15 protein-coding genes and 1 pseudogene are annotated in these 18,128 nt (G+C 68.1%); 9 read left to right on the top strand and 7 right to left on the bottom strand.

Going from position 1 to position 18,128, the window contains the following annotated elements; translation table 11 throughout:
* Positions 1-135: 135 nt before the first annotated feature.
* The 5 genes and pseudogenes from sucB to CWS39_RS09335 all read left to right on the top strand — a co-directional run bounded on the left by sucB (position 136) and on the right by CWS39_RS09335 (position 5,201).
* Positions 136-1,848, top strand: coding sequence for a 2-oxoglutarate dehydrogenase, E2 component, dihydrolipoamide succinyltransferase (gene sucB / locus CWS39_RS09355; RefSeq protein WP_102142644.1), 1,713 nt, complete (start codon positions 136-138; stop codon positions 1,846-1,848).
* A 6-nt stretch (positions 1,849-1,854) separates the two neighbouring features.
* Positions 1,855-2,763 (top strand): TIGR01777 family oxidoreductase, encoded by a 909-nt coding sequence (locus CWS39_RS09350; protein ID WP_102142643.1) that lies wholly within the window; start codon positions 1,855-1,857, stop codon positions 2,761-2,763.
* Positions 2,760-3,457: pseudogene (gene lipB / locus CWS39_RS09345) on the top strand (lipoyl(octanoyl) transferase LipB); the annotation flags it as partial. The gene CWS39_RS09350 and the pseudogene lipB, both read left to right, overlap by 4 nt.
* Positions 3,458-3,484: 27 nt before the next feature.
* Positions 3,485-4,444 carry a lipoyl synthase gene (lipA, locus tag CWS39_RS09340; protein ID WP_102142641.1) on the top strand — a complete coding sequence of 320 codons (960 nt, stop codon included), beginning with the start codon at positions 3,485-3,487 and terminating at the stop codon, positions 4,442-4,444.
* Positions 4,445-4,448: 4 nt separating this feature from the next.
* Positions 4,449-5,201 (top strand): DUF4191 domain-containing protein, encoded by a 753-nt coding sequence (locus CWS39_RS09335; RefSeq protein WP_102142640.1) that lies wholly within the window; start codon positions 4,449-4,451, stop codon positions 5,199-5,201.
* Here CWS39_RS09335 and CWS39_RS09330 read toward each other — a convergent pair whose 3' ends face one another.
* Positions 5,202-5,678: an RDD family protein gene (locus tag CWS39_RS09330; RefSeq protein ID WP_102142639.1), complete on the bottom strand. Its 477-nt coding sequence runs from the start codon at positions 5,676-5,678 to the stop codon at positions 5,202-5,204.
* Positions 5,679-5,797: 119 nt separating this feature from the next.
* Here CWS39_RS09330 and glnA point away from each other — a divergent pair, with 119 nt between their 5' ends.
* The 4 genes from glnA (at position 5,798) to CWS39_RS09310 (ending at position 9,187) form a co-directional block, all read left to right on the top strand.
* Positions 5,798-7,234, top strand: a complete 1,437-nt coding sequence (gene glnA, locus CWS39_RS09325) for a type I glutamate--ammonia ligase (protein ID WP_102142638.1) — start codon at positions 5,798-5,800, stop codon at positions 7,232-7,234.
* Between the two features lie 77 nt (positions 7,235-7,311).
* Positions 7,312-7,743 (top strand): D-aminoacyl-tRNA deacylase, encoded by a 432-nt coding sequence (dtd, locus tag CWS39_RS09320; protein ID WP_102142637.1) that lies wholly within the window; start codon positions 7,312-7,314, stop codon positions 7,741-7,743.
* Between the two features lie 32 nt (positions 7,744-7,775).
* Entirely contained in the window at positions 7,776-8,180 is a 405-nt protein-coding gene (locus CWS39_RS09315; protein ID WP_102142737.1) for a DoxX family protein, read from the top strand.
* A gap of 47 nt (positions 8,181-8,227) precedes the next feature.
* The gene (locus CWS39_RS09310; protein ID WP_102142636.1) at positions 8,228-9,187 is read left to right on the top strand and encodes an asparaginase; all 960 of its coding nucleotides are present in this window, start codon (positions 8,228-8,230) and stop codon (positions 9,185-9,187) included.
* On the opposite strand, the gene CWS39_RS09305 is transcribed toward CWS39_RS09310, so the two are convergent.
* The 6 genes from CWS39_RS09305 to CWS39_RS09280 all read right to left on the bottom strand — a co-directional run bounded on the left by CWS39_RS09305 (position 9,184) and on the right by CWS39_RS09280 (position 18,120).
* The gene (locus CWS39_RS09305) at positions 9,184-10,044 is read right to left on the bottom strand and encodes a TIGR03619 family F420-dependent LLM class oxidoreductase (protein WP_102142635.1); all 861 of its coding nucleotides are present in this window, start codon (positions 10,042-10,044) and stop codon (positions 9,184-9,186) included. The genes CWS39_RS09310 and CWS39_RS09305 overlap by 4 nt on opposite strands.
* Positions 10,041-10,670, bottom strand: a complete 630-nt coding sequence (locus CWS39_RS09300) for a PaaI family thioesterase (RefSeq protein ID WP_199178027.1) — start codon at positions 10,668-10,670, stop codon at positions 10,041-10,043. Before CWS39_RS09300 ends, CWS39_RS09305 begins: the two co-directional genes overlap by 4 nt.
* Positions 10,671-10,685: 15 nt before the next feature.
* On the bottom strand, positions 10,686-13,637 hold the full coding sequence (locus tag CWS39_RS09295) for a bifunctional [glutamine synthetase] adenylyltransferase/[glutamine synthetase]-adenylyl-L-tyrosine phosphorylase (RefSeq protein ID WP_102142633.1): 2,952 nt from the start codon (positions 13,635-13,637) through the stop codon (positions 10,686-10,688).
* 9 nt (positions 13,638-13,646) lie between these two features.
* Positions 13,647-14,987, bottom strand: a complete 1,341-nt coding sequence (locus CWS39_RS09290) for a glutamine synthetase family protein (RefSeq protein ID WP_102142632.1) — start codon at positions 14,985-14,987, stop codon at positions 13,647-13,649.
* Positions 14,988-15,039: 52 nt separating this feature from the next.
* The gene (locus CWS39_RS09285; RefSeq protein ID WP_102142631.1) at positions 15,040-16,536 is read right to left on the bottom strand and encodes an alpha/beta hydrolase; all 1,497 of its coding nucleotides are present in this window, start codon (positions 16,534-16,536) and stop codon (positions 15,040-15,042) included.
* A gap of 69 nt (positions 16,537-16,605) precedes the next feature.
* Complete coding sequence (locus tag CWS39_RS09280; RefSeq protein WP_199178019.1) at positions 16,606-18,120, bottom strand: alpha/beta hydrolase; 1,515 nt, start codon at positions 18,118-18,120, stop codon at positions 16,606-16,608.
* Positions 18,121-18,128 lie beyond the last annotated feature (8 nt).

The raw sequence follows: 18,128 nt of genomic DNA, 5'->3' as shown, positions 1-18,128 counted from the left end.
TACCTCCTTCGATAGTGCCAGAGGCATCAGTCCCAGGTCTGCGACGAACTTCGCAGGCGGACATGACAGGATGGGAACCGACATTCGCCGATTAGGACCTGCAGCCCGTTCGAGGGAGCGAGGGAGTCGAAGCACATGGCCATCTCCGTTCAGATGCCCGCACTCGGTGAGAGCGTCACCGAAGGGACTGTCACCCGGTGGCTCAAACAAGAGGGCGACACGGTCGAACAGGATGAGCCGTTACTGGAGGTCTCCACCGACAAGGTCGACACCGAGATCCCCTCGCCCGCAGCGGGTGTGCTGAAGAAGATCATCGCGCAGGAGGACGACGCCGTTGAGGTGGGCGGTGAGCTGGCGGTGATCGGCGAGGCCGGTGAAGCAGACGGCGAAGCCCAGACGGCCGAGGCGCCGCCCGCCGAAGAGGAGAAGCCCGCCGAGGAGCCGGCCGCGCAGCCCGAACCCGAGCCGCAACCGCAAGCCGCACCCGCCGCGTCAGGGGGCAAGTCGACCCCGGTGCTGATGCCCGAGCTGGGCGAGTCGGTCACCGAGGGCACAGTGACCCGGTGGCTGAAGAAGGTCGGCGACACGGTCGAGGTGGACGAGCCACTGGTCGAGGTGTCCACCGACAAGGTCGACACCGAGATCCCGTCGCCGGTGGCCGGCACGCTGCTGTCCATCACCGCCGAGGAGGACGACACCGTGGCGGTGGGCGGCGAGCTCGCCAAGATCGGCGAGCCCGGCGCCGCGGAGGCGCAGGCGCCGCAGCCGCCGGAGCCCGAACCCAAGCCAGAGCCCGAGGCGAAACCGGAACCCAAGCCGGAGCCCACCCAAGAAGCGCCAACCGAAGCCAAGCCGGAGCCGAAACCGGAGCCGAAACCCGTGGCCGCAGCGCCCTCGGGCGACGGCGGTCCGTACGTCACGCCGCTGGTGCGGAAACTGGCTGCCGAGAACGACATTGACCTGTCCACGGTCAAGGGCACCGGCGTCGGCGGACGCATCCGCAAGCAGGATGTGCTCGCCGCGGCCGAGGCCAAGAAGGCTCCCCCGGCGGAGAAGCCCGCCGCCGAGGCCCCGGCAAAGGCGCCTGCCGCGGCGGCGGCCGCCCCGGCATCGCCACTGGCGCATCTGCGCGGCACCACCCAGAAGGCCAGCCGGATTCGGCAGATCACCGCGAAGAAGACCCGCGAATCCCTGCAAACCACAGCGCAATTGACGCAAACCCACGAGGTCGACATGACCAAGATCGTGGCGTTGCGGGCCAGGGCGAAGAACGAGTTCGCCGAGCGGGAAGGCGTCAATCTGACGTATCTGCCGTTCATCGCCCGCGCGGTGATCGACGCGCTGAAGATCCATCCGAACATCAACGCCAGCTACAACGAGGAAACCGCGGAGATCACCTACTACGGCGCCGAGCATCTCGGCTTCGCGGTCGACACCGAGCAGGGCCTGCTGTCGCCGGTCGTTCACGACGCGGGTGACCTGTCACTGGCGGGGCTGGCGCGGGCCATCGCCGACATCGCGGCGCGCGCCCGGTCCGGTGACCTCAAACCCGACGAGCTGTCCGGCGGCACCTTCACCATCACCAACATCGGCAGCCAGGGCGCGCTGTTCGACACGCCCATCCTGGTGCCGCCGCAGGCGGCGATGCTGGGCACCGGCGCCATCGTCAAACGGCCCCGGGTGATCGTCGACGAGTTCGGCAACGAGTCGATCGGCGTGCGGTCAGTGTGCTACCTGCCGCTGACCTACGACCACCGGTTGATCGACGGCGCCGACGCCGGACGCTTCCTGACCACGGTCAAACGTCGCCTCGAAGAGGCCGCATTCGAGGCCGACCTCGGGCTCTAGCCGAACGTGGCCACCTCCATCATCGCGGTCGCCGGATCGTCGGGTCTGATCGGCTCGGCGTTGGTGTATGCGTTGCGCGCCACGAATCGTCGGGCGCTGCGCATCGTGCGCCGGCCGCCCTCGACCGCCGACGAGGTGTTCTGGAATCCGGACACGGGCGAATTCGACGCCGATGTGCTGCGCGGCGTCGACGCCGTGGTCAATCTGTGCGGCGTCAACGTCGGCCAAAAACGCTGGTCAGGAGCGTTCAAGCAGAGTCTGCGCGACAGCCGCATCGATCCCACCGAGGTGTTGGCCGAGGCGGTGGTCGAGGCCGGGGTTCCGGTCCTGGTCAACGCCAGCGCCGTCGGCTACTACGGCGACACCCGCGATCGCACCGCCGACGAATCCGCCCCGCCGGGCGAGGGATTTTTGGCCCAGCTGTGCCAGGACTGGGAAGCGGCCACCGCGCCGGCCATCAACGACGGCGCCCGGGTGGTGCTGGCGCGGACCGGGCTGGTGCTGTCGCCGTCGGGCGGCATCCTCAGCCGGTTGCGGCCACTGTTCTCGCTCGGGCTGGGCGCCCGGCTCGGCAACGGCCGCCAATACATGTCGTGGATCACGCTCGAGGACGAGGTGCGGGCGTTGCTCTTCGCGATCGACAACGATGCGCTGTCCGGGCCCGTCAATTTCACCGGCCCCGCCCCCGTCACCAACGCGGAGTTCACCGCCGCTCTGGGGCGCGCCGTCAATCGCCCGACTCCATTGATGGTGCCGGGCTTTGCGCTGCGCACACTGCTCGGCGAGTTCGCCGATGAAGGCCTGCTCGGCGGGCAGCGCGCGATTCCCGCCGCACTGGAACGCGCGGGTTTTCAGTTCCGCCACAACACCATCGGCGAGGCGTTGGCGTTCGCCACGAGTACCGTCGAGTCATGACGTCCATCCGGTCGGCGGGCACCCCAATCGACGTGCGGCGGCTGGGCACCCTCGACTACAACAGCGCCTGGCAATTGCAGCGCGAGCTGGCCGATGCCCGGGTGGCAGGCGGCCCGGACACCCTGCTGCTGCTCGAGCATCCGCCCGTCTACACCGCCGGAAAGCGCACCGAGCCCCACGAACGCCCCACGGACGGCACGCCCGTCGTCGACACCGACCGCGGCGGCAAGATCACCTGGCACGGCCCGGGCCAGCTGGTCGGCTACCCGATCGTCGGGCTGGCCGAACCGCTGGATGTGGTGAATTTCGTTCGGCGCCTTGAGGAATCGCTGATCGCGGTGTGCGCCGAGGTGGGATTGTCCACCGGCAGGGTCCAGGGCCGCTCGGGGGTGTGGGTGCCTGCCGACGACGCCCGGCCCGCCCGCAAGGTCGCGGCGATCGGTATCCGGGTCTCCCGCGCGACGACGCTGCACGGGTTCGCGCTGAACTGCGACTGCGACCTGGCGGCGTTCTCGTCGATCGTGCCGTGCGGGATCTCCGATGCCGGGGTGACGTCGTTGACCGCCGAACTCGGGCGGCGGGTCGCGGTGGCCGACGTGATCGACCGGGTCGCCGACGCAGTGTGTGATGTGCTCGACGGCCGCCTCGCATCGATCCCCGAGTCGTCCCCTCGCAAGCGCAGGGCCCACCGCTCCTGCTTGCCGGAAGTAGCATCGACATAGTGACGGTCGCGCCTGAACCCAATGTCGCCGGCCCTCCGGCTCCGGAAGGTCGAAAGCTCCTGCGCCTGGAAGTTCGCAACGCCCAGACGCCGATCGAGCGCAAGCCGCCGTGGATCAAGACCCGCGCCAAGATGGGCCCGGAGTACACCGAGCTCAAGCAACTGGTCCGTCGTGAGGGCCTGCACACCGTGTGCGAGGAAGCCGGTTGCCCGAACATCTTCGAGTGCTGGGAGGACCGCGAGGCGACCTTCCTGATCGGCGGCGAGCAATGCACCCGGCGCTGTGACTTCTGCCAGATCGACACCGGCAAACCCGCCGAGCTGGATCGTGACGAACCGCGCCGGGTCGCCGAAAGCGTTGCGGCGATGGGGCTGCGCTATTCGACGGTCACCGGAGTCGCCCGCGACGATCTCCCCGACGGCGGCGCATGGCTGTACGCCGAGACCGTGCGCTACATCCGCAAGCTCAACCCGAACACCGGCGTCGAATTGCTGATCCCCGACTTCAACGGGGTGCCCGAACTGCTCGAGCAGGTTTTCGAAGCACGCCCGGAAGTGTTGGCGCACAACGTCGAAACCGTTCCGCGCATCTTCAAGCGGATTCGCCCGGCGTTCCGCTACGACCGCAGCCTGGCGGTGCTCACCGCAGCCCGCGACTACGGCCTGGTAACCAAGTCCAACCTGATCCTCGGCATGGGTGAGACGCCCGACGAGGTGCGCACCGCGCTGCGCGATCTGTACGACGCCGGCTGTGACATCGTCACCATCACCCAGTACCTGCGGCCGTCGGTGCGCCATCACCCCGTGGAGCGGTGGGTCAAGCCCGAGGAGTTCACCGAGCACGCGCAGTTCGCGGAGCAACTCGGCTTCGCCGGTGTGCTCGCGGGCCCGCTGGTGCGCTCCTCCTACCGGGCGGGTCGGCTGTACGCGCAGGCGGTCCAATCGCGAGCCGTATCCTGAACTAATGGCGAAATCCCGCAATCCCGCGGCCGACAAGGCGGCGAAGGCCGAGGCCAAGGCGGCGCGCAAGGCGGCCTCCAAGCAGCGTCGCAGCCAACTCTGGCAGGCGTTCCAGATTCAGCGCAAAGAGGACAAGCGCCTGTTGCCGTACATGATCGGGGCGTTCGTGCTCATCGTGGCGGCGGCGGTGGCGTTGGGCACCTTCGCCGGCGGCTTCACGGGCTGGCTGATGATCCCGCTGGGCGTCATCCTCGGCGCGCTGGTGGCGTTCATCATCTTCGGCCGGCGGGCGCAGAAGTCGGTCTACCGCAAAGCCGAGGGCCAGACCGGCGCGGCGGCCTGGGCGCTGGAGAACCTGCGCGGCAAATGGCGCGTCACCCCTGGTGTCGCCGCCACCGGCAACTTCGACGCTGTGCATCGCGTGATCGGCCGGCCCGGCGTGATACTCGTCGGGGAAGGCTCCCCCACACGCGTCAAACCCCTACTGGCGCAGGAGAAGAAGCGCACCGCGCGGCTGATCGGCGAAACGCCGATCTACGACATCATCGTCGGCAACGGCGAGGGCGAGGTCCCGCTGGCCAAGCTGGAGCGCCACCTGACCAAGCTGCCCGCCAACATCACGGTCAAGCAGATGGATTCGCTGGAGTCTCGGCTGGTGGCGCTGGGCAGCAAGGTCGGCCCGGCCGCGATGCCGAAGGGTCCGCTGCCCACGCAGGCCAAGATGCGCGGCGTGCAGCGTACGGTGCGCAGGCGGTGATTAACGCCGCACCACCGCGGTCTTCGTGGCCAGATCGTGCAGGTCGCGCAGATCCGAGTCGGTGAACAGCGCCGGGATCACCAGCGCGATCAGCAGCCCGCGTGCCGCAGCCCGGCCCAGCCCGACGTGCCGGCGGTTGTCGACCGACGCCACTCGCAGGCTCAGCGCGAACTGACCGGGGCTGAACCCGAACAGCCGGACCGATACGGCGCCGAGCACGAACCAGATGACCAGCACGGCGGTCGACAGGGTGGCCATCGAGCCCAGGCCAAACGTCATGGCCAGCGCCGCCAGTCCGTAGGCGATCAACCAGTCGACCAGCAGTGCGGCCAGCCGGCGGCCGAAGCGAGCGATGGAGCCGGGACCGGATTCCGGTAGGCCGAGCCGCTGGCCCGGATAGTCGTTGAGTCCTTGGTCCGGGCTGCCCGATTCCGGCGGTTCGGGGCCGGACAACCAGGACCCGGTTGCACGGGCCATACTGTGAGCATATGCGGGCCGTCGCGACGTAACGTCGGCGCAACATGCGGTTGACGACCGTGCAACATCGTGTCCTTAGCGTCAACGCGCGGGTTACCAGATATAAGGAGAGTCCTCACGTGGCAGAAAAGACGGCCGACGACATCATCAAGCTGATCAAGGACGAAGACGTCGAGTACGTCGACATTCGCTTCTGCGATCTGCCCGGCGTTTTCCAGCACTTCTCGGTTCCGGCCTCGGTGTTCGACGAGAGCGTGTTCGAAGACGGGTTGGCATTCGACGGCTCGTCGGTGCGCGGCTTCCAGTCGATCCATGAGTCGGACATGATGCTGCTGCCCGACCCCGAGACCGCACGCATCGACCCGTTCCGCGCCGCCAAGACGCTGAACCTGAACTTCTTCGTGCACGACCCGTTCACCCGCGAGGCGTACTCCCGCGACCCCCGCAACGTCGCGCGCAAAGCGGAGAACTACTTGGCCAGCACCGGTATCGCCGACACCGCCTACTTCGGTGCCGAGGCCGAGTTCTACATCTTCGATTCGGTGAGCTTCGACTCGCAGATGAACGGCACGTTCTACGAGATCGACTCCGAGGCGGGCTGGTGGAACACCGGCGAGCCGGTCGAGTCCGACGGCAGCGCCAACCGCGGCTACAAGGTCCGGCCGAAGGGTGGCTACTTCCCCGTCGCACCCTACGACCACTTCGTCGACCTGCGCGACGAAATGTGCACCAACCTGCAGAACGCCGGGTTCACGCTGGAGCGCGGCCACCACGAGGTGGGCACCGCGGGGCAGGCCGAGATCAACTACAAGTTCAACACCCTGCTGCACGCCGCCGACGACCTGCTGCTGTTCAAGTACATCATCAAGAACACCGCGTGGCAGGCCGGCAAGACCGTGACGTTCATGCCCAAACCGCTGTTCGGTGACAACGGCTCCGGCATGCACTGCCACCAGTCGCTGTGGAAGGACGGCGAGCCGCTGTTTCACGACGAGTCGGGCTACGCAGGCCTGTCGGACACCGCGCGCCATTACATCGGCGGCATCCTGCACCACGCGCCGTCGCTGCTGGCGTTCACCAACCCGACGGTGAACTCCTACAAGCGTCTGGTGCCGGGTTATGAGGCCCCGATCAACCTGGTGTACAGCCAGCGCAACCGCAGCGCGTGTGTGCGCATCCCGATCACCGGCAACAACCCGAAGGCCAAGCGTCTGGAGTTCCGTTGCCCGGACAGCTCGGGTAACCCGTACCTGGCGTTCTCGGCGATGATGATGGCCGGCATCGACGGCATCAAGAAGAAGATCGAGCCGCAGGCGCCGGTCGACAAAGACCTCTACGAGCTGCCGCCGGACGAGGCCGCGAACATCCCGCAGGCGCCGACGTCGCTGGCGGCGGTGATCGACAAGCTCGAGGAGGATCACGACTACCTGACCGAGGGTGGCGTGTTCACCGAGGACCTGATCGAAACCTGGATCTCCTACAAGCGGGAGAACGAGATCCTGCCGGTGCAGATCCGGCCTCACCCGTACGAGGTCGCGCTGTATTTCGACGTGTAAGTCGGTTCGCGAAAAGCCGGGTGGCCCTTTCGGGGGTCGCCCGGCGTTTCGTTGCACGGCGCCTCGACAATGGGCGCATGCGTGTTCTGCTGCAGCGGGTGACGTCGGCAAGTGTGTCGGTGGACGGTGAAGTCGTCGGCGCGATCCGACCGGAGTCACAGGGACTCGTCGCGCTGGTCGGAGTCACCCACGACGACGACGCCGCCAAAGCCGGGCGGATGGCCGAGAAGCTCTGGCAATTGCGGATTCTCGACGATGAGAAGGCTGCGGCCGACGTGGGCGCTCCGATCCTGGTCGTCAGCCAGTTCACGCTCTACGCCAATACGGCCAAGGGCCGACGCCCGACGTGGAACGCCGCCGCACCCGGTCCGGTCGCCGAACCATTGGTGAGGGCATTTGCTGCAAGGCTGCGCGAGCTGGGTGCGGACGTGGCGACGGGAGTGTTCGGCGCGCATATGAAAGTTGAACTCGTCAATGACGGCCCGGTAACAGTGCTTCTGGAGCTGTGAAATTCCTGTGGGCGTCGGCGTATGGTCTGCCCATGACGTCCAAACTCGAGTCCAGGCTGAGCACGTACGCCTCCCCCGTTTTGAGCATCTTCCGCATCGTCTTCGGCTTCTTGTTCACCCTGCACGGCGCATCCAAAGTGTTCGGATGGCCGCTGGGCACCGCCCTCGAGGTCGGCAGCTGGCCGACGTGGTGGGCCGGCCTGATCGAACTGGTCGCGGGTCTGCTGATCATGATCGGATTGTTCAGCCGGATAGCGGCTTTCATCGCCTCGGGTGAGATGGCGGTGGCGTACTTCTGGCAGCACCAACCCAACGCGTTCTGGCCCCTTGACCCCCAACTGGGCGGCAACGGCGGCGAGTTGGCCATCCTGTACTGCTTCGCCTTCCTGCTGATAGCCGCCATGGGCCCGGGGCCGTGGGCAATAAACCAGCGCTAGGCGTCCTGCTCGGCGTCGTCGCGGTGGCGGCGGGGTTATTGATGAGCATGACGGGACCGGCCAGCGCGCAGCCCGAGAATGCGCGTCTTGTCGTGATCACCACCGGTGGGACGATCGCGACGAGCACCGACCCCAGCGGTGTCCGGCGGCCGACGGTTGGCGGGGAAGAACTCGCCGCGGGCCTCGACGTCGAGGTCGTCGACCTGATGAAGAAGGACAGTTCGCAGTTGACGCCCGCGGACTGGGATGCGATCGGCGGGGCCGCCAAGCGTGCGGTCGCCGACGGCGCCGACGGCGTGGTGATCACCCACGGCACCGACACCATGGAAGACACCGCCATGTGGCTGGATGTCACCTACAACGGGTCCGCGCCGATCGTGTTGACCGGCGCACAGCGCAGTTCGGATGCTCCCGATGCCGACGGGCCGAGGAATCTACGGGATTCGTTGACGGTGGCGGCCAGCCCCGCCGCCCGCGGTCAGGGCGTATTGATCACGTTCGCCGGCAATGTGTTTCAGGCGTTGGGCACGCGCAAGATGAACACTGCCGACCTGGCCGCGTTCGCCGGCCCGACCGTCGGCACCGTCGCAAACGGGACGTTCACACTGACCCAACCGGCGCAACGCCCCTTCGTGGCCGACGTATCGGCCGCGTCGGCGCCGCGGGTCGACATCGTCGCCGCCTATCCGGGTGACGGCGCCGGACCGATCGACGCGGCCGTCGCCGCCGGTGCCCGCGGAATCGTCTTGGCGGCGTTGGGATCCGGCAACGCGGGCGACGCCGTGGTGGATGCCGTGCGCCGGCACGCGCCGGCCGGTGTGGCCTTCGCGATCTCCACCCGTGTGCCGACCGGTCCGGTGGTGGCCGAATACGGTCCCGGCGATGACATGGTGAAGGCCGGTGCGGTGATGGTGCCGAACCTGCGGCCCAGCCAAGCGCGGGTGCTGATGATGGCCGCGCTGGCGTCCGGTCAGCCCGTCGGCGACGTGATCAACCGCTGGGGCTAGTCGTCGAGTGCGAGGTCCTTGCGGAATCGCTTCATGCCGTCGATCTTCTCGGCCAGCGTCGCATCCGGCCCCGTATAGAACATCCACGGCATGGTCAGGATATGGGTGATGCCGGCCGCGGCCGCGCGCTCGTAATCGGCGATCGTGAACGCATCGGTGAGCGGCGTCAGGATGGTGAAACCGTCCATCGGCAAATCTTTTTCGGCCCGCAGTTCCCGAAGTCGGCCCGCCGCCGCGATGGCCCGGTCCAACGTGATCAGATCGCCGATCCAGCCGTCGTTGCGCGCCGCGCGACGCAACGCGATATCGCTCAGTCCCCCGACGTAGATCGGGATGTGCGGCGGCGTCGGCTCCATTTCCAGCCTCGGCGTCCGGTAGAACTCACCCTCGAATTCCGTCCAGCCCGGCTGCCACAGCGAGCGAAACAGTTCGAGCATCTCGTCGGTGCGCTTCCCTCGACGATCGAACCGCTGCCCCATCAACGTGAACTCTTCTTCGCACCAGCCCACGCCGATGCCGAGTTCCACCCGGCCGCCTGCCAAATACGCCGCGGTCCCAATCGCTTTGGCCGCCGAGTACGGATCGCGCATCGCGGGGATGTACACCGTTGTGACGAACCGCAGCCGGGTCGTCACCTGCGCCAGCGCGCCAACCAGCACCCACGGATCCGGCCAGTGGGTGAACGGCTGCCAGCGGCGCTGCCCGTCGCGGGTGTACGGATACGGCGTCGCCAATGTTTCGAGGTTGACGACATGATCGGGAATGCCCATCCCGTCGTAGCCGAGCTCATCTGCGGCCCTGGCAATTTCGACGATCTCGCCGGTTTCGAGAAACGCCGGGCTGATGTAAAACTTCATCCCACGTCCCGGGCCCACGCCGGCTGGATGAAGATGCCTTCGGCCTCAACTGTGGTCCCGTCGGCGTCGGAGATATTGCCGCGCGCATAGGTTTTGACGCCGTCGATGCGCTCGACGGATGCCTCGGCCCGCAGCGGGCCGAGCGGCGTGCCGCGCAGGTAGCGCACTGTGATCGTGCCGGTGAACTTCGGCTTGGTCAGGCCGTCGCTGGCCGCCTCGCCGAGAATGTGGTCGAGCACCAGTGCGCAGATGCCCCCGTGCACCCAGCCCGGCGGTCCTTCGTAGGCGGCGCTGAGATTGAACTCGCTCCAGCAGCGGCCGTCGGCTTCGTGGTGGATCTCCATCGGAGGTGCGATCGCATTGCGCACTCCCACAGCGGGATTCGCCCACGCGAGCGGGCGCCCGGTGGCTTCATGGCGCAGCGTCGAGGCCACATTGCGCTGTTTGCGCTCCAGCAGTTCGGTGACCGCCGCGATCGCGGCCTGCGCGTCGCGGACCGTGTCCTCGTCGACCTCGGTGTGCAGCCCCGCCTCGATGAGCCTGCGCAGCGATTCGGTCAGCGGTCCATACAGCGCCTTTTGCCGCTCGTATTCCTCCGCGCTGATCACGTCGATGCCGAAGTCCATGCTCACGATCTGTACCTATCCACCGAAAACCTTTCGTACCACTGCCTTTGCCCGGCGGGTCACCCGCAGGTAATTGTCGAGGAACTCGCCGCCGTCGTCGCTGCCCCAGCCGGCGGCCAGCGCCACCGCGTTGAGTTGGCGACCGGGGCCCGGCAGCTGATCGGTCGGCTTACCACGCACCAGCACCAGCGCGTTGCGCGCCCGCGTCGCGGTCAGCCACGCCTGCCGCAGCAGCTCCACGTCGCCCTCGGCGATCAGCTCGGCCGCCCCGATCGCGTTCAGCGTCTCCAGCGTCGACGTGTTGTGCAGTGCTGGGACTTCGTGCGCGTGCCGCAGCTGCAGCAGCTGCACCGTCCATTCGATGTCCGCGAGCCCGCCGCGGCCCAGTTTGGTGTGGGTGTTCGGGTCGGCACCGCGCGGCAACCGCTCGGCGTCCACCCGTGCCTTGATGCGCCGGATCTCCTGCACCGCCTCCGGCGACACCCCGCCCGGCGGATAGCGCGTCTTGTCCACCATCAACAGGAACCGCTCACCGAGGTCCAGATCGCCGGCCACCCGGTGCGCCCGCAGCAGCGCCTGAATCTCCCACGGCTGCGCCCATTGTGTGTAATAGGCCTCGTACGACGCGAGCGTGCGCACCAGCGAACCGTTGCGGCCCTCCGGCCGCAGCCCCGCGTCCACCTCCAACGGCGGGTCCACGCTGGGCGTGCCCAGCAGCCGTCGCACCTGTTCGGCGACACTCACCGACCAGCGCACCGCAGCCGACTCGTCGACGCCGGGTGACGGTTCGCAGACGAACATCACGTCGGCGTCGGAGCCGTAACCCAATTCGCCGCCCCCGAGCCGGCCCATGCCGATCACCGCGATGCGCGCCGGCGGTCCTTCGTCGGGGGTGTTGGCCCGGATCACCGCCTCCAGCGCGGCCTGCAGCACCGCCACCCACACCGACGTGAGCGCCTTGCACACATCGGTCACCTCGAGCATGCCGAGCAGATCGGCCGACGCGATGCGGGCCAGCTCCCTGCGCCGCAACGTGCGGGCGGCGGCGATCGCGCGCACCGGATCGGCGTGCCGGCCCGCCGAGGCCACCAATGCCCGTGCCACGCCTTCGGGTTCGACGTCGAGCAGCTTGGGCCCGTTCGGGCCGTCGGCGTAGAGCTGGATGACCTCCGGTGCCCGCATCAACAGGTCGGGCACATACGCCGAGGTCCCCAGCACCCGCATGAGTCGCTTGGCCACCGCACCCTCGTCGCGCAGCGTGGACAGATACCACCGCTGTTCGGACAGCTCTTCGCTGATCCGGCGATACGCCAGCAGCCCGGCGTCGGGATCCGGTGTGTCGGAGAGCCAGTCGAGCAGCGTCGGCAGCAGCACCTGCTGGACCCGGCCGCGACGCCCGCTGTGCCCGGTCAGCGCCGCCAGGTGCGTAAGCGCGCTCTGCGGCCCCTCGTATCCCAGTGCAGCGAGCTGACGTTCGGCGGCTTCGGTGCTCATCCCCTCGCCGATGAAAGCCGGCTGGCCCACCGATTCCAGCAGCGGCTGATAGAAGAGCTTGGCGTGCAGCCGCGACACCCGCAGGTTCTGGCGCTTGAGCTCCTCGCGCAGCACGCCGAGCGCGTCGTGGCGGCCGTCGGGCCGCACATGCGCGGCGCGGGCCAGCCAGCGCATCGCCTCGTCGTCGTCGTCGGCGGGCAGCAGATGTGTGCGCTTGAGCCGCTGCAACTGCAGCCGATGTTCGAGCAGGCGCAGAAATTCGTACGACGCAGTCATGTTCGCGGCGTCGTCGCGGCCGATGTAGCCGCCCGCGCCGAGCGCGGCCAGCGCGTCCACCGTCGACGCCACATGCAGTGACTCGTCGTTGCGGCCGTGCACCAATTGCAGTAGCTGCACGGCGAATTCGACGTCGCGCAGCCCGCCCGTGCCGAGCTTGAGTTCCCGGGCGCGCACCCCCGCGGGCACCAATTCCTCGACGCGACGGCGCATTGCCTGCACCTCGGACACGAAATCCTCGCGCTCGCATGCCGTCCACACCATCGGCATCAACGCCTCGACGTAGGCCTTGCCGAGGTCGGCGTCACCGGCCGCCGGCCGCGCCTTCATCAGCGCCTGGAACTCCCACGTCTTGGCCCAGCGCTGGTAGTAGGCGATGTGCGAGTCGAGCGTGCGCACCAGTTGACCGTGCTTGCCCTCCGGCCGCAGCGCTGCATCGACTTCAAAGAAGGCGTCGCCGGCGAAGCGCATCATCTCGCCCGCCACCCGCGTGGTCACGGCGTCGGCCTCTTCGGCGACGAAGATGACGTCCACGTCGCTGACGTAATTCAGTTCGCGCGCACCGCATTTGCCCATCGCGATCACCGCGATCCGCGGTCCGGGCTGCTCCCCGCAGACCGACCGGGTGGCCACGGTCAACGCCGCCTCCAGCGCCGCGTCGGCGAGGTCGGACAGGTGCGCGCCCACCGTCACGAACGGCAGCACCGGCTCGTTTTCCACTGTCGACGCCAAGTCCAGCGCCGCCAGCACCAGGATCCGATCGCGGTAGAGCTTGCGCAGCTCCGGCAGCGGATCTGTTGCGCCGCTGGCTTTTTCGACGAATGCGCGGCGAAGGTCGTCGGCGGACGGCAGTTCCGTCTTACCGGCCAGCAGGTGCCACGACTGCGGGTGCGCGACGAGGTGGTCGCCCAGTGCCAGTGACGAACCCAGCACACCGAACAGCCGGCCGCGCAGGCCACGGTCGGACACCAAGGCGCGGTCCAGCTGGTCCCACTCGCCACCGAGCGCGTCGGCCAGGCGCACGATCGCGCGCAACGCGACGTCGGCGTCCGGGGCGCGCGACAGCGACCACAGCAGTTCGACGTGTGATTCGGTGTTCCAGCCCAGCCGGTCCAGCTCCGCGCCGGCCTGCGGTTCGACCAGCCCGAGCCGGCCCACACTGGGCAGCTTGGGTCGCTCGGTCGCCGGCTTGGCCATGCCCCGACGTTACAGCGACAGGTAGGTCTTCAGCTCGTACGGGGTGACGTGGCTGCGGTAGTTCTCCCATTCGGCGCGCTTGTTGCGCAGGAAGAAGTCGAATACGTGCTCCCCCAACGCTTCCGCAACCAGCTCGGAGCTCTCCATCGACTCCAGCGCGACGCCGAGAGACGACGGCAGCTCGCGGTAGCCCATCGCGCGGCGCTCCTCGGGTGTGAGGCTCCAGACGTTGTCCTCGGCCTGCGGCCCGAGCATGTAGCCCTTCTCCACACCGCGCAGACCCGCGGCCAGCAGCACCGCGAACGTCAGGTACGGGTTGCACGCCGAGTCGGGGCTGCGCACCTCGACGCGTCGCGACGACGCCTTGCGCGGGGTGTACATCGGCACTCGCACCAGCGCGGAGCGGTTGGCCGCACCCCAGGACGCGGCCGTCGGCGCCTCGCCACCGTGCACCAGCCGCTTGTAGGAGTTCACCCACTGATTGGTCACCGCGCTGATCTCGGAGGCGTGCTCCAGAATGCCTGCGATGAACGACTTGCCGACGTCGGACAGCTGCAGCGCGTCGTTGGGGTCATGGAAGGCGTTGTTCTCGCCCTCGAACAGGCTCATGTGAGTGTGCATCGCCGAGCCCGGATACTCGGCGAACGGCTTGGGCATGAACGACGCCCGCACGCCGTCGCCCAGCGCGACCTCCTTGACGACGTAGCGGAACGTCATCACGTTGTCGGCCATCGACAGTGCGTCGGCGTAGCGAAGGTCGATTTCCTGCTGACCGGGCGCGCCCTCGTGGTGGCTGAACTCCACCGAGATGCCCATCTGCTCCAGCGCGTCGATGGCGTGGCGGCGGAAGTTGGGCGCCGCGTCGTGCACAGCCTGGTCGAAATAGCCGCCGTTGTCGGCCGGGATCGGCGGCGTGCCGTCGTCCGGACCGGGCTTCAGCAGGAAGAACTCGATCTCGGGATGCACGTAGCAGGAGAAGCCGAGGTCGCTGGCCTTGGCCAGTTGCCGGCGCAGCACATGCCGGGAGTCGGCCCACGACGGCGACCCGTCGGGCATGGTGATGTCGCAGAACATGCGGGCCGAGTGGTGCTTACCCGAGCTGGAGGTCCAGGGCAGCACCTGGAACGTGGACGGATCGGGGCGGGCCACCATGTCGGCCTCCGACACCCGGGCGAAGCCCTCGATCGCCGAACCGTCGAAGCCGATGCCCTCTTCGAAGGCACCCTCCAGCTCGGCCGGTGCGATCGCCACCGACTTGAGGTATCCGAGCACGTCGGTGAACCACAACCGGACGAAGCGGATATCGCGTTCCTCCAGCGTGCGCAGCACGAATTCCTTCTGGCGGTCCATGACCGCAGCGTAGGCAGCGGCTGTTAAATCTGTGTTACGGCGCTGATAGGACCTAGCACCGAAGGTTGCTCGGCGGCAACCTCAGATCCGTCAGATACGCGACGACGGCGGTGTCGACGCACGCGTCGCCATTGAACACCACGGTGTGCTGGGTGCCCTCGAATGTGATGAGCGGCGCGCCCATCTGCCGGGCCAGGTCGACGCCGGCCTGATACGGCGTGGCCGGATCACCCGTGGTCGACACCACCACGACCTTGCCGGGCCCGGGGTTGACCGCCGGATGCGGTGCGGAGGTCGGCGGCACCGGCCACATCGCGCAGACGTCGCGGGGCGCGAAACCGGTGAAGCTGCCGTAGCTGAGGAACGGTGCGACTTCGCGGATCCGCCGGTCGGCCTCGGCCCACACCGCCGGGTCGGTCGGGTAGTGCGCGTCGACGCAGCGGATCGCCGTGAACGCGTCCTGCCGGTTCTCGTAGTGGCCGTTGGAGTCGCGGCGCTGGTAGTCGTCGGCCAGCAGCAGCAGGTCACCGGCGTCGGTACCGCGTGCCAGCCCGAGCAGCCCACTGGTCAGATACGTCCAGTAGCGCTGGGTGTACAGCGCGTTGCCGGTGCCCGTCATCGCATCCTGGTAACTGAGCCCGCGCGGGTCGGAGGTGTAGGCGGGCCGGTGCACCAGCGGGTCGACGAGTTGGTGGAAGCGGTTGACGAACTGTGCCGGGTCGGTGCCCAGCGGACAGCCGGCCGATTCGGCGCAGTCGGCGGCGTAGATGTTGAACGCCTTTTGGAATCCGGCCATTTGGCGCACGATCTCTTCGATCGGGTCCAGGCTGGGGTCGACGGCGCCGTCGAGCACCATGGCGCGTACCCGGTCGGGAAAGCGTTCGGCGTAGCGCGCCCCCAATTCGGTGCCGTACGAGAAGCCGAGATAGTTGATCTGGCTCTCACCGAGCGCCTCACGCACGACGTCGTAATCGCGTGCCGCCGAAGCGGTACCGACGTTGGCCAGGAACTCGGCGCCCATCCGCTCGACGCAGCGCTGCGCGAACTGCCGGTAGATGCTCTCGATGTGCGCGACGCCGGCGGGGCTGTAGTCGGCGAACGGCTCACGGCGCCAGGCGTCGAACTCGGCGTCGGTGCGGCAACGCAGTTCCGGTGTGGAGTGCCCGACGCCGCGCGGGTCGATGCCGATCAGGTCGAACCGGCGCCCGATCTCGGTGCCGCCCAGCGCGGCCCCCATGGTGGCAACGGTGTCGACTGCCGACGCGCCCGGTCCGCCCGGGTTGACCACCAGGACACCGATCTTCGGGCCGCTGGCGGGAATCCGGATCACCGCCAATTGTGCTTGTGCGCCTTGGGGATTCGCGTAATCAACGGGCACCGGCACCGTCGCACACTGCGCGGTCGGGATACCGCGGGTGTCAGGGATCCAGCGGGCGCAACTCCCCCACGCCAGCGGCGCAACCTCCGGCGCAGCCGACGCCGTCGGGCAGGCCAAGATCGGTAGGAGGGCGAGCATCATCACCACCGCCGCCCGCCACATGGCGAACATGTTCGCATGGCCACCCGCGCCGGGTCAGCGGCTGGAATACAACGGTGACCAGGCTGTGATCAGGCAGGCTCAGCAGCGGCTGTCGGGCGGCGGCACCACCACGTCGATGAGGTATTTCGCCGCGATGTCGTCGACGCACGCGTTGCCCTGGAAGGCCACCGTGTGCTGGGTGCCCTCGAACGTGAGCAGCGTGCCGCCCAGCTGGCGCGCCAGGTCCACACCGGCCTGATACGGCGTCGCGGGGTCGTTCGTCGTCGAGATCACCAGGATCGGCGGCAGCCCACTCACCGAGATCTCGTGCGGCGTGCTGCTCGGCGGCACGGGCCAGAACGCGCAGGTGCCCAGCGGGGCGTGCCCGGTGAACTCGCCGTAGCTCATGAACGGGGCGACCTCGCGCATCCGGCGGTCCTGCTCGACGATCTTCTCCCGGTCGGTCACCGCGGGCTGGTCGACGCAGTTCACCGCCACCCGCACGTCGGTGGAGTTGTTGTAGTGGCCCTGCGCGTCGCGGCCCATGTACAGGTCGGCCAGCGCCAGCATGGTGTCGCCGCGACCATTCTTGAGCTCGGTCAGACCCTGCGTCAGATGCCGCCACAGGTTCGGCGAATACAGCGGCAGGATGGTGCCGATTATCGCGTCGCTGTAGCTCAGCCCGCGCGGATCCTTGGTTTCCGCGGGCTCCTCCACCAACGGGTTCACCATGCTGTGGTAGACGTCGACGGCCTTGGCCGGGTCCGTGCCCAGCGGGCATTCCGGGTCCTTGGCGCAGTCGGCAGCGTAGTCGTCGAACGCCTGCTGGAACGCCGCGGCCTGGCGGATGTCGGCCTCGATCGGGTCGGCGTTGGGATCGACCGCGCCGTCGAGGATCATCGCGCGCACCTTGTCCGGATATTCCTCGGCGTAGTTGGAGCCGATGCGGGTGCCGTACGAGTAGCCCAGGTAGGTCAGCTTCTCGTCGCCGAGCGCCGCGCGGATCGCGTCGAGATCGCGGACCACATTGGCGGTTCCGACGTTGGCCAGGAACTCCTTGCCCATCTTGTCCACGCATCGCTGAACGAACGCCTTGGTCTCGCTCTCGATGTGGGCGACACCCTCGGGTGAATAGTCGACCTGCGGGTCGGCGCGCAGCCGGTCGTTGTCGGCGTCGGAGTTGCACCACACCGCCGGCGTCGACGACGCCACCCCGCGGGGGTCGAACCCGACCACGTCGAACCGCTCACGGACGGGGGCCGGCAGCGTCGCCAACATGTTGGCCGCCGCCTCGACGCCGGACTCTCCCGGCCCGCCCGGGTTGAGCACCAGCGAGCCGATCTTGTCGCCGGTGGCCTTGAAGCGAATCATCGCCAGCTGCGCGACGTCCCCGTCGGGCTTCTCGTAGTCCACGGGCACCGACAGCATCCCGCACTCGGCGCCGGCCGGGATGCGGGACTGGTCGGATGGTTCGGCGGTCTTGCATTCCGACCAGTTGATGGGCGTGCCCGGCCGGGGCACGGCGACGACGGCGCGGCCGTCGACCATTTTGCTGCAGCCCGCGACGAGCAGGACGGCCGACAGCGACGCGAACACCCCGATCTTGAGGTTCATGGCACCAC

This window comes from Mycobacterium hubeiense, from assembly GCF_002838065.1.
GTDB classification, from domain to species: domain Bacteria; phylum Actinomycetota; class Actinomycetes; order Mycobacteriales; family Mycobacteriaceae; genus Mycobacterium; species Mycobacterium hubeiense.
Note: the sequence above shows the minus strand (reverse complement) of the source record. Positions and strands in the feature narration are given on the sequence as shown.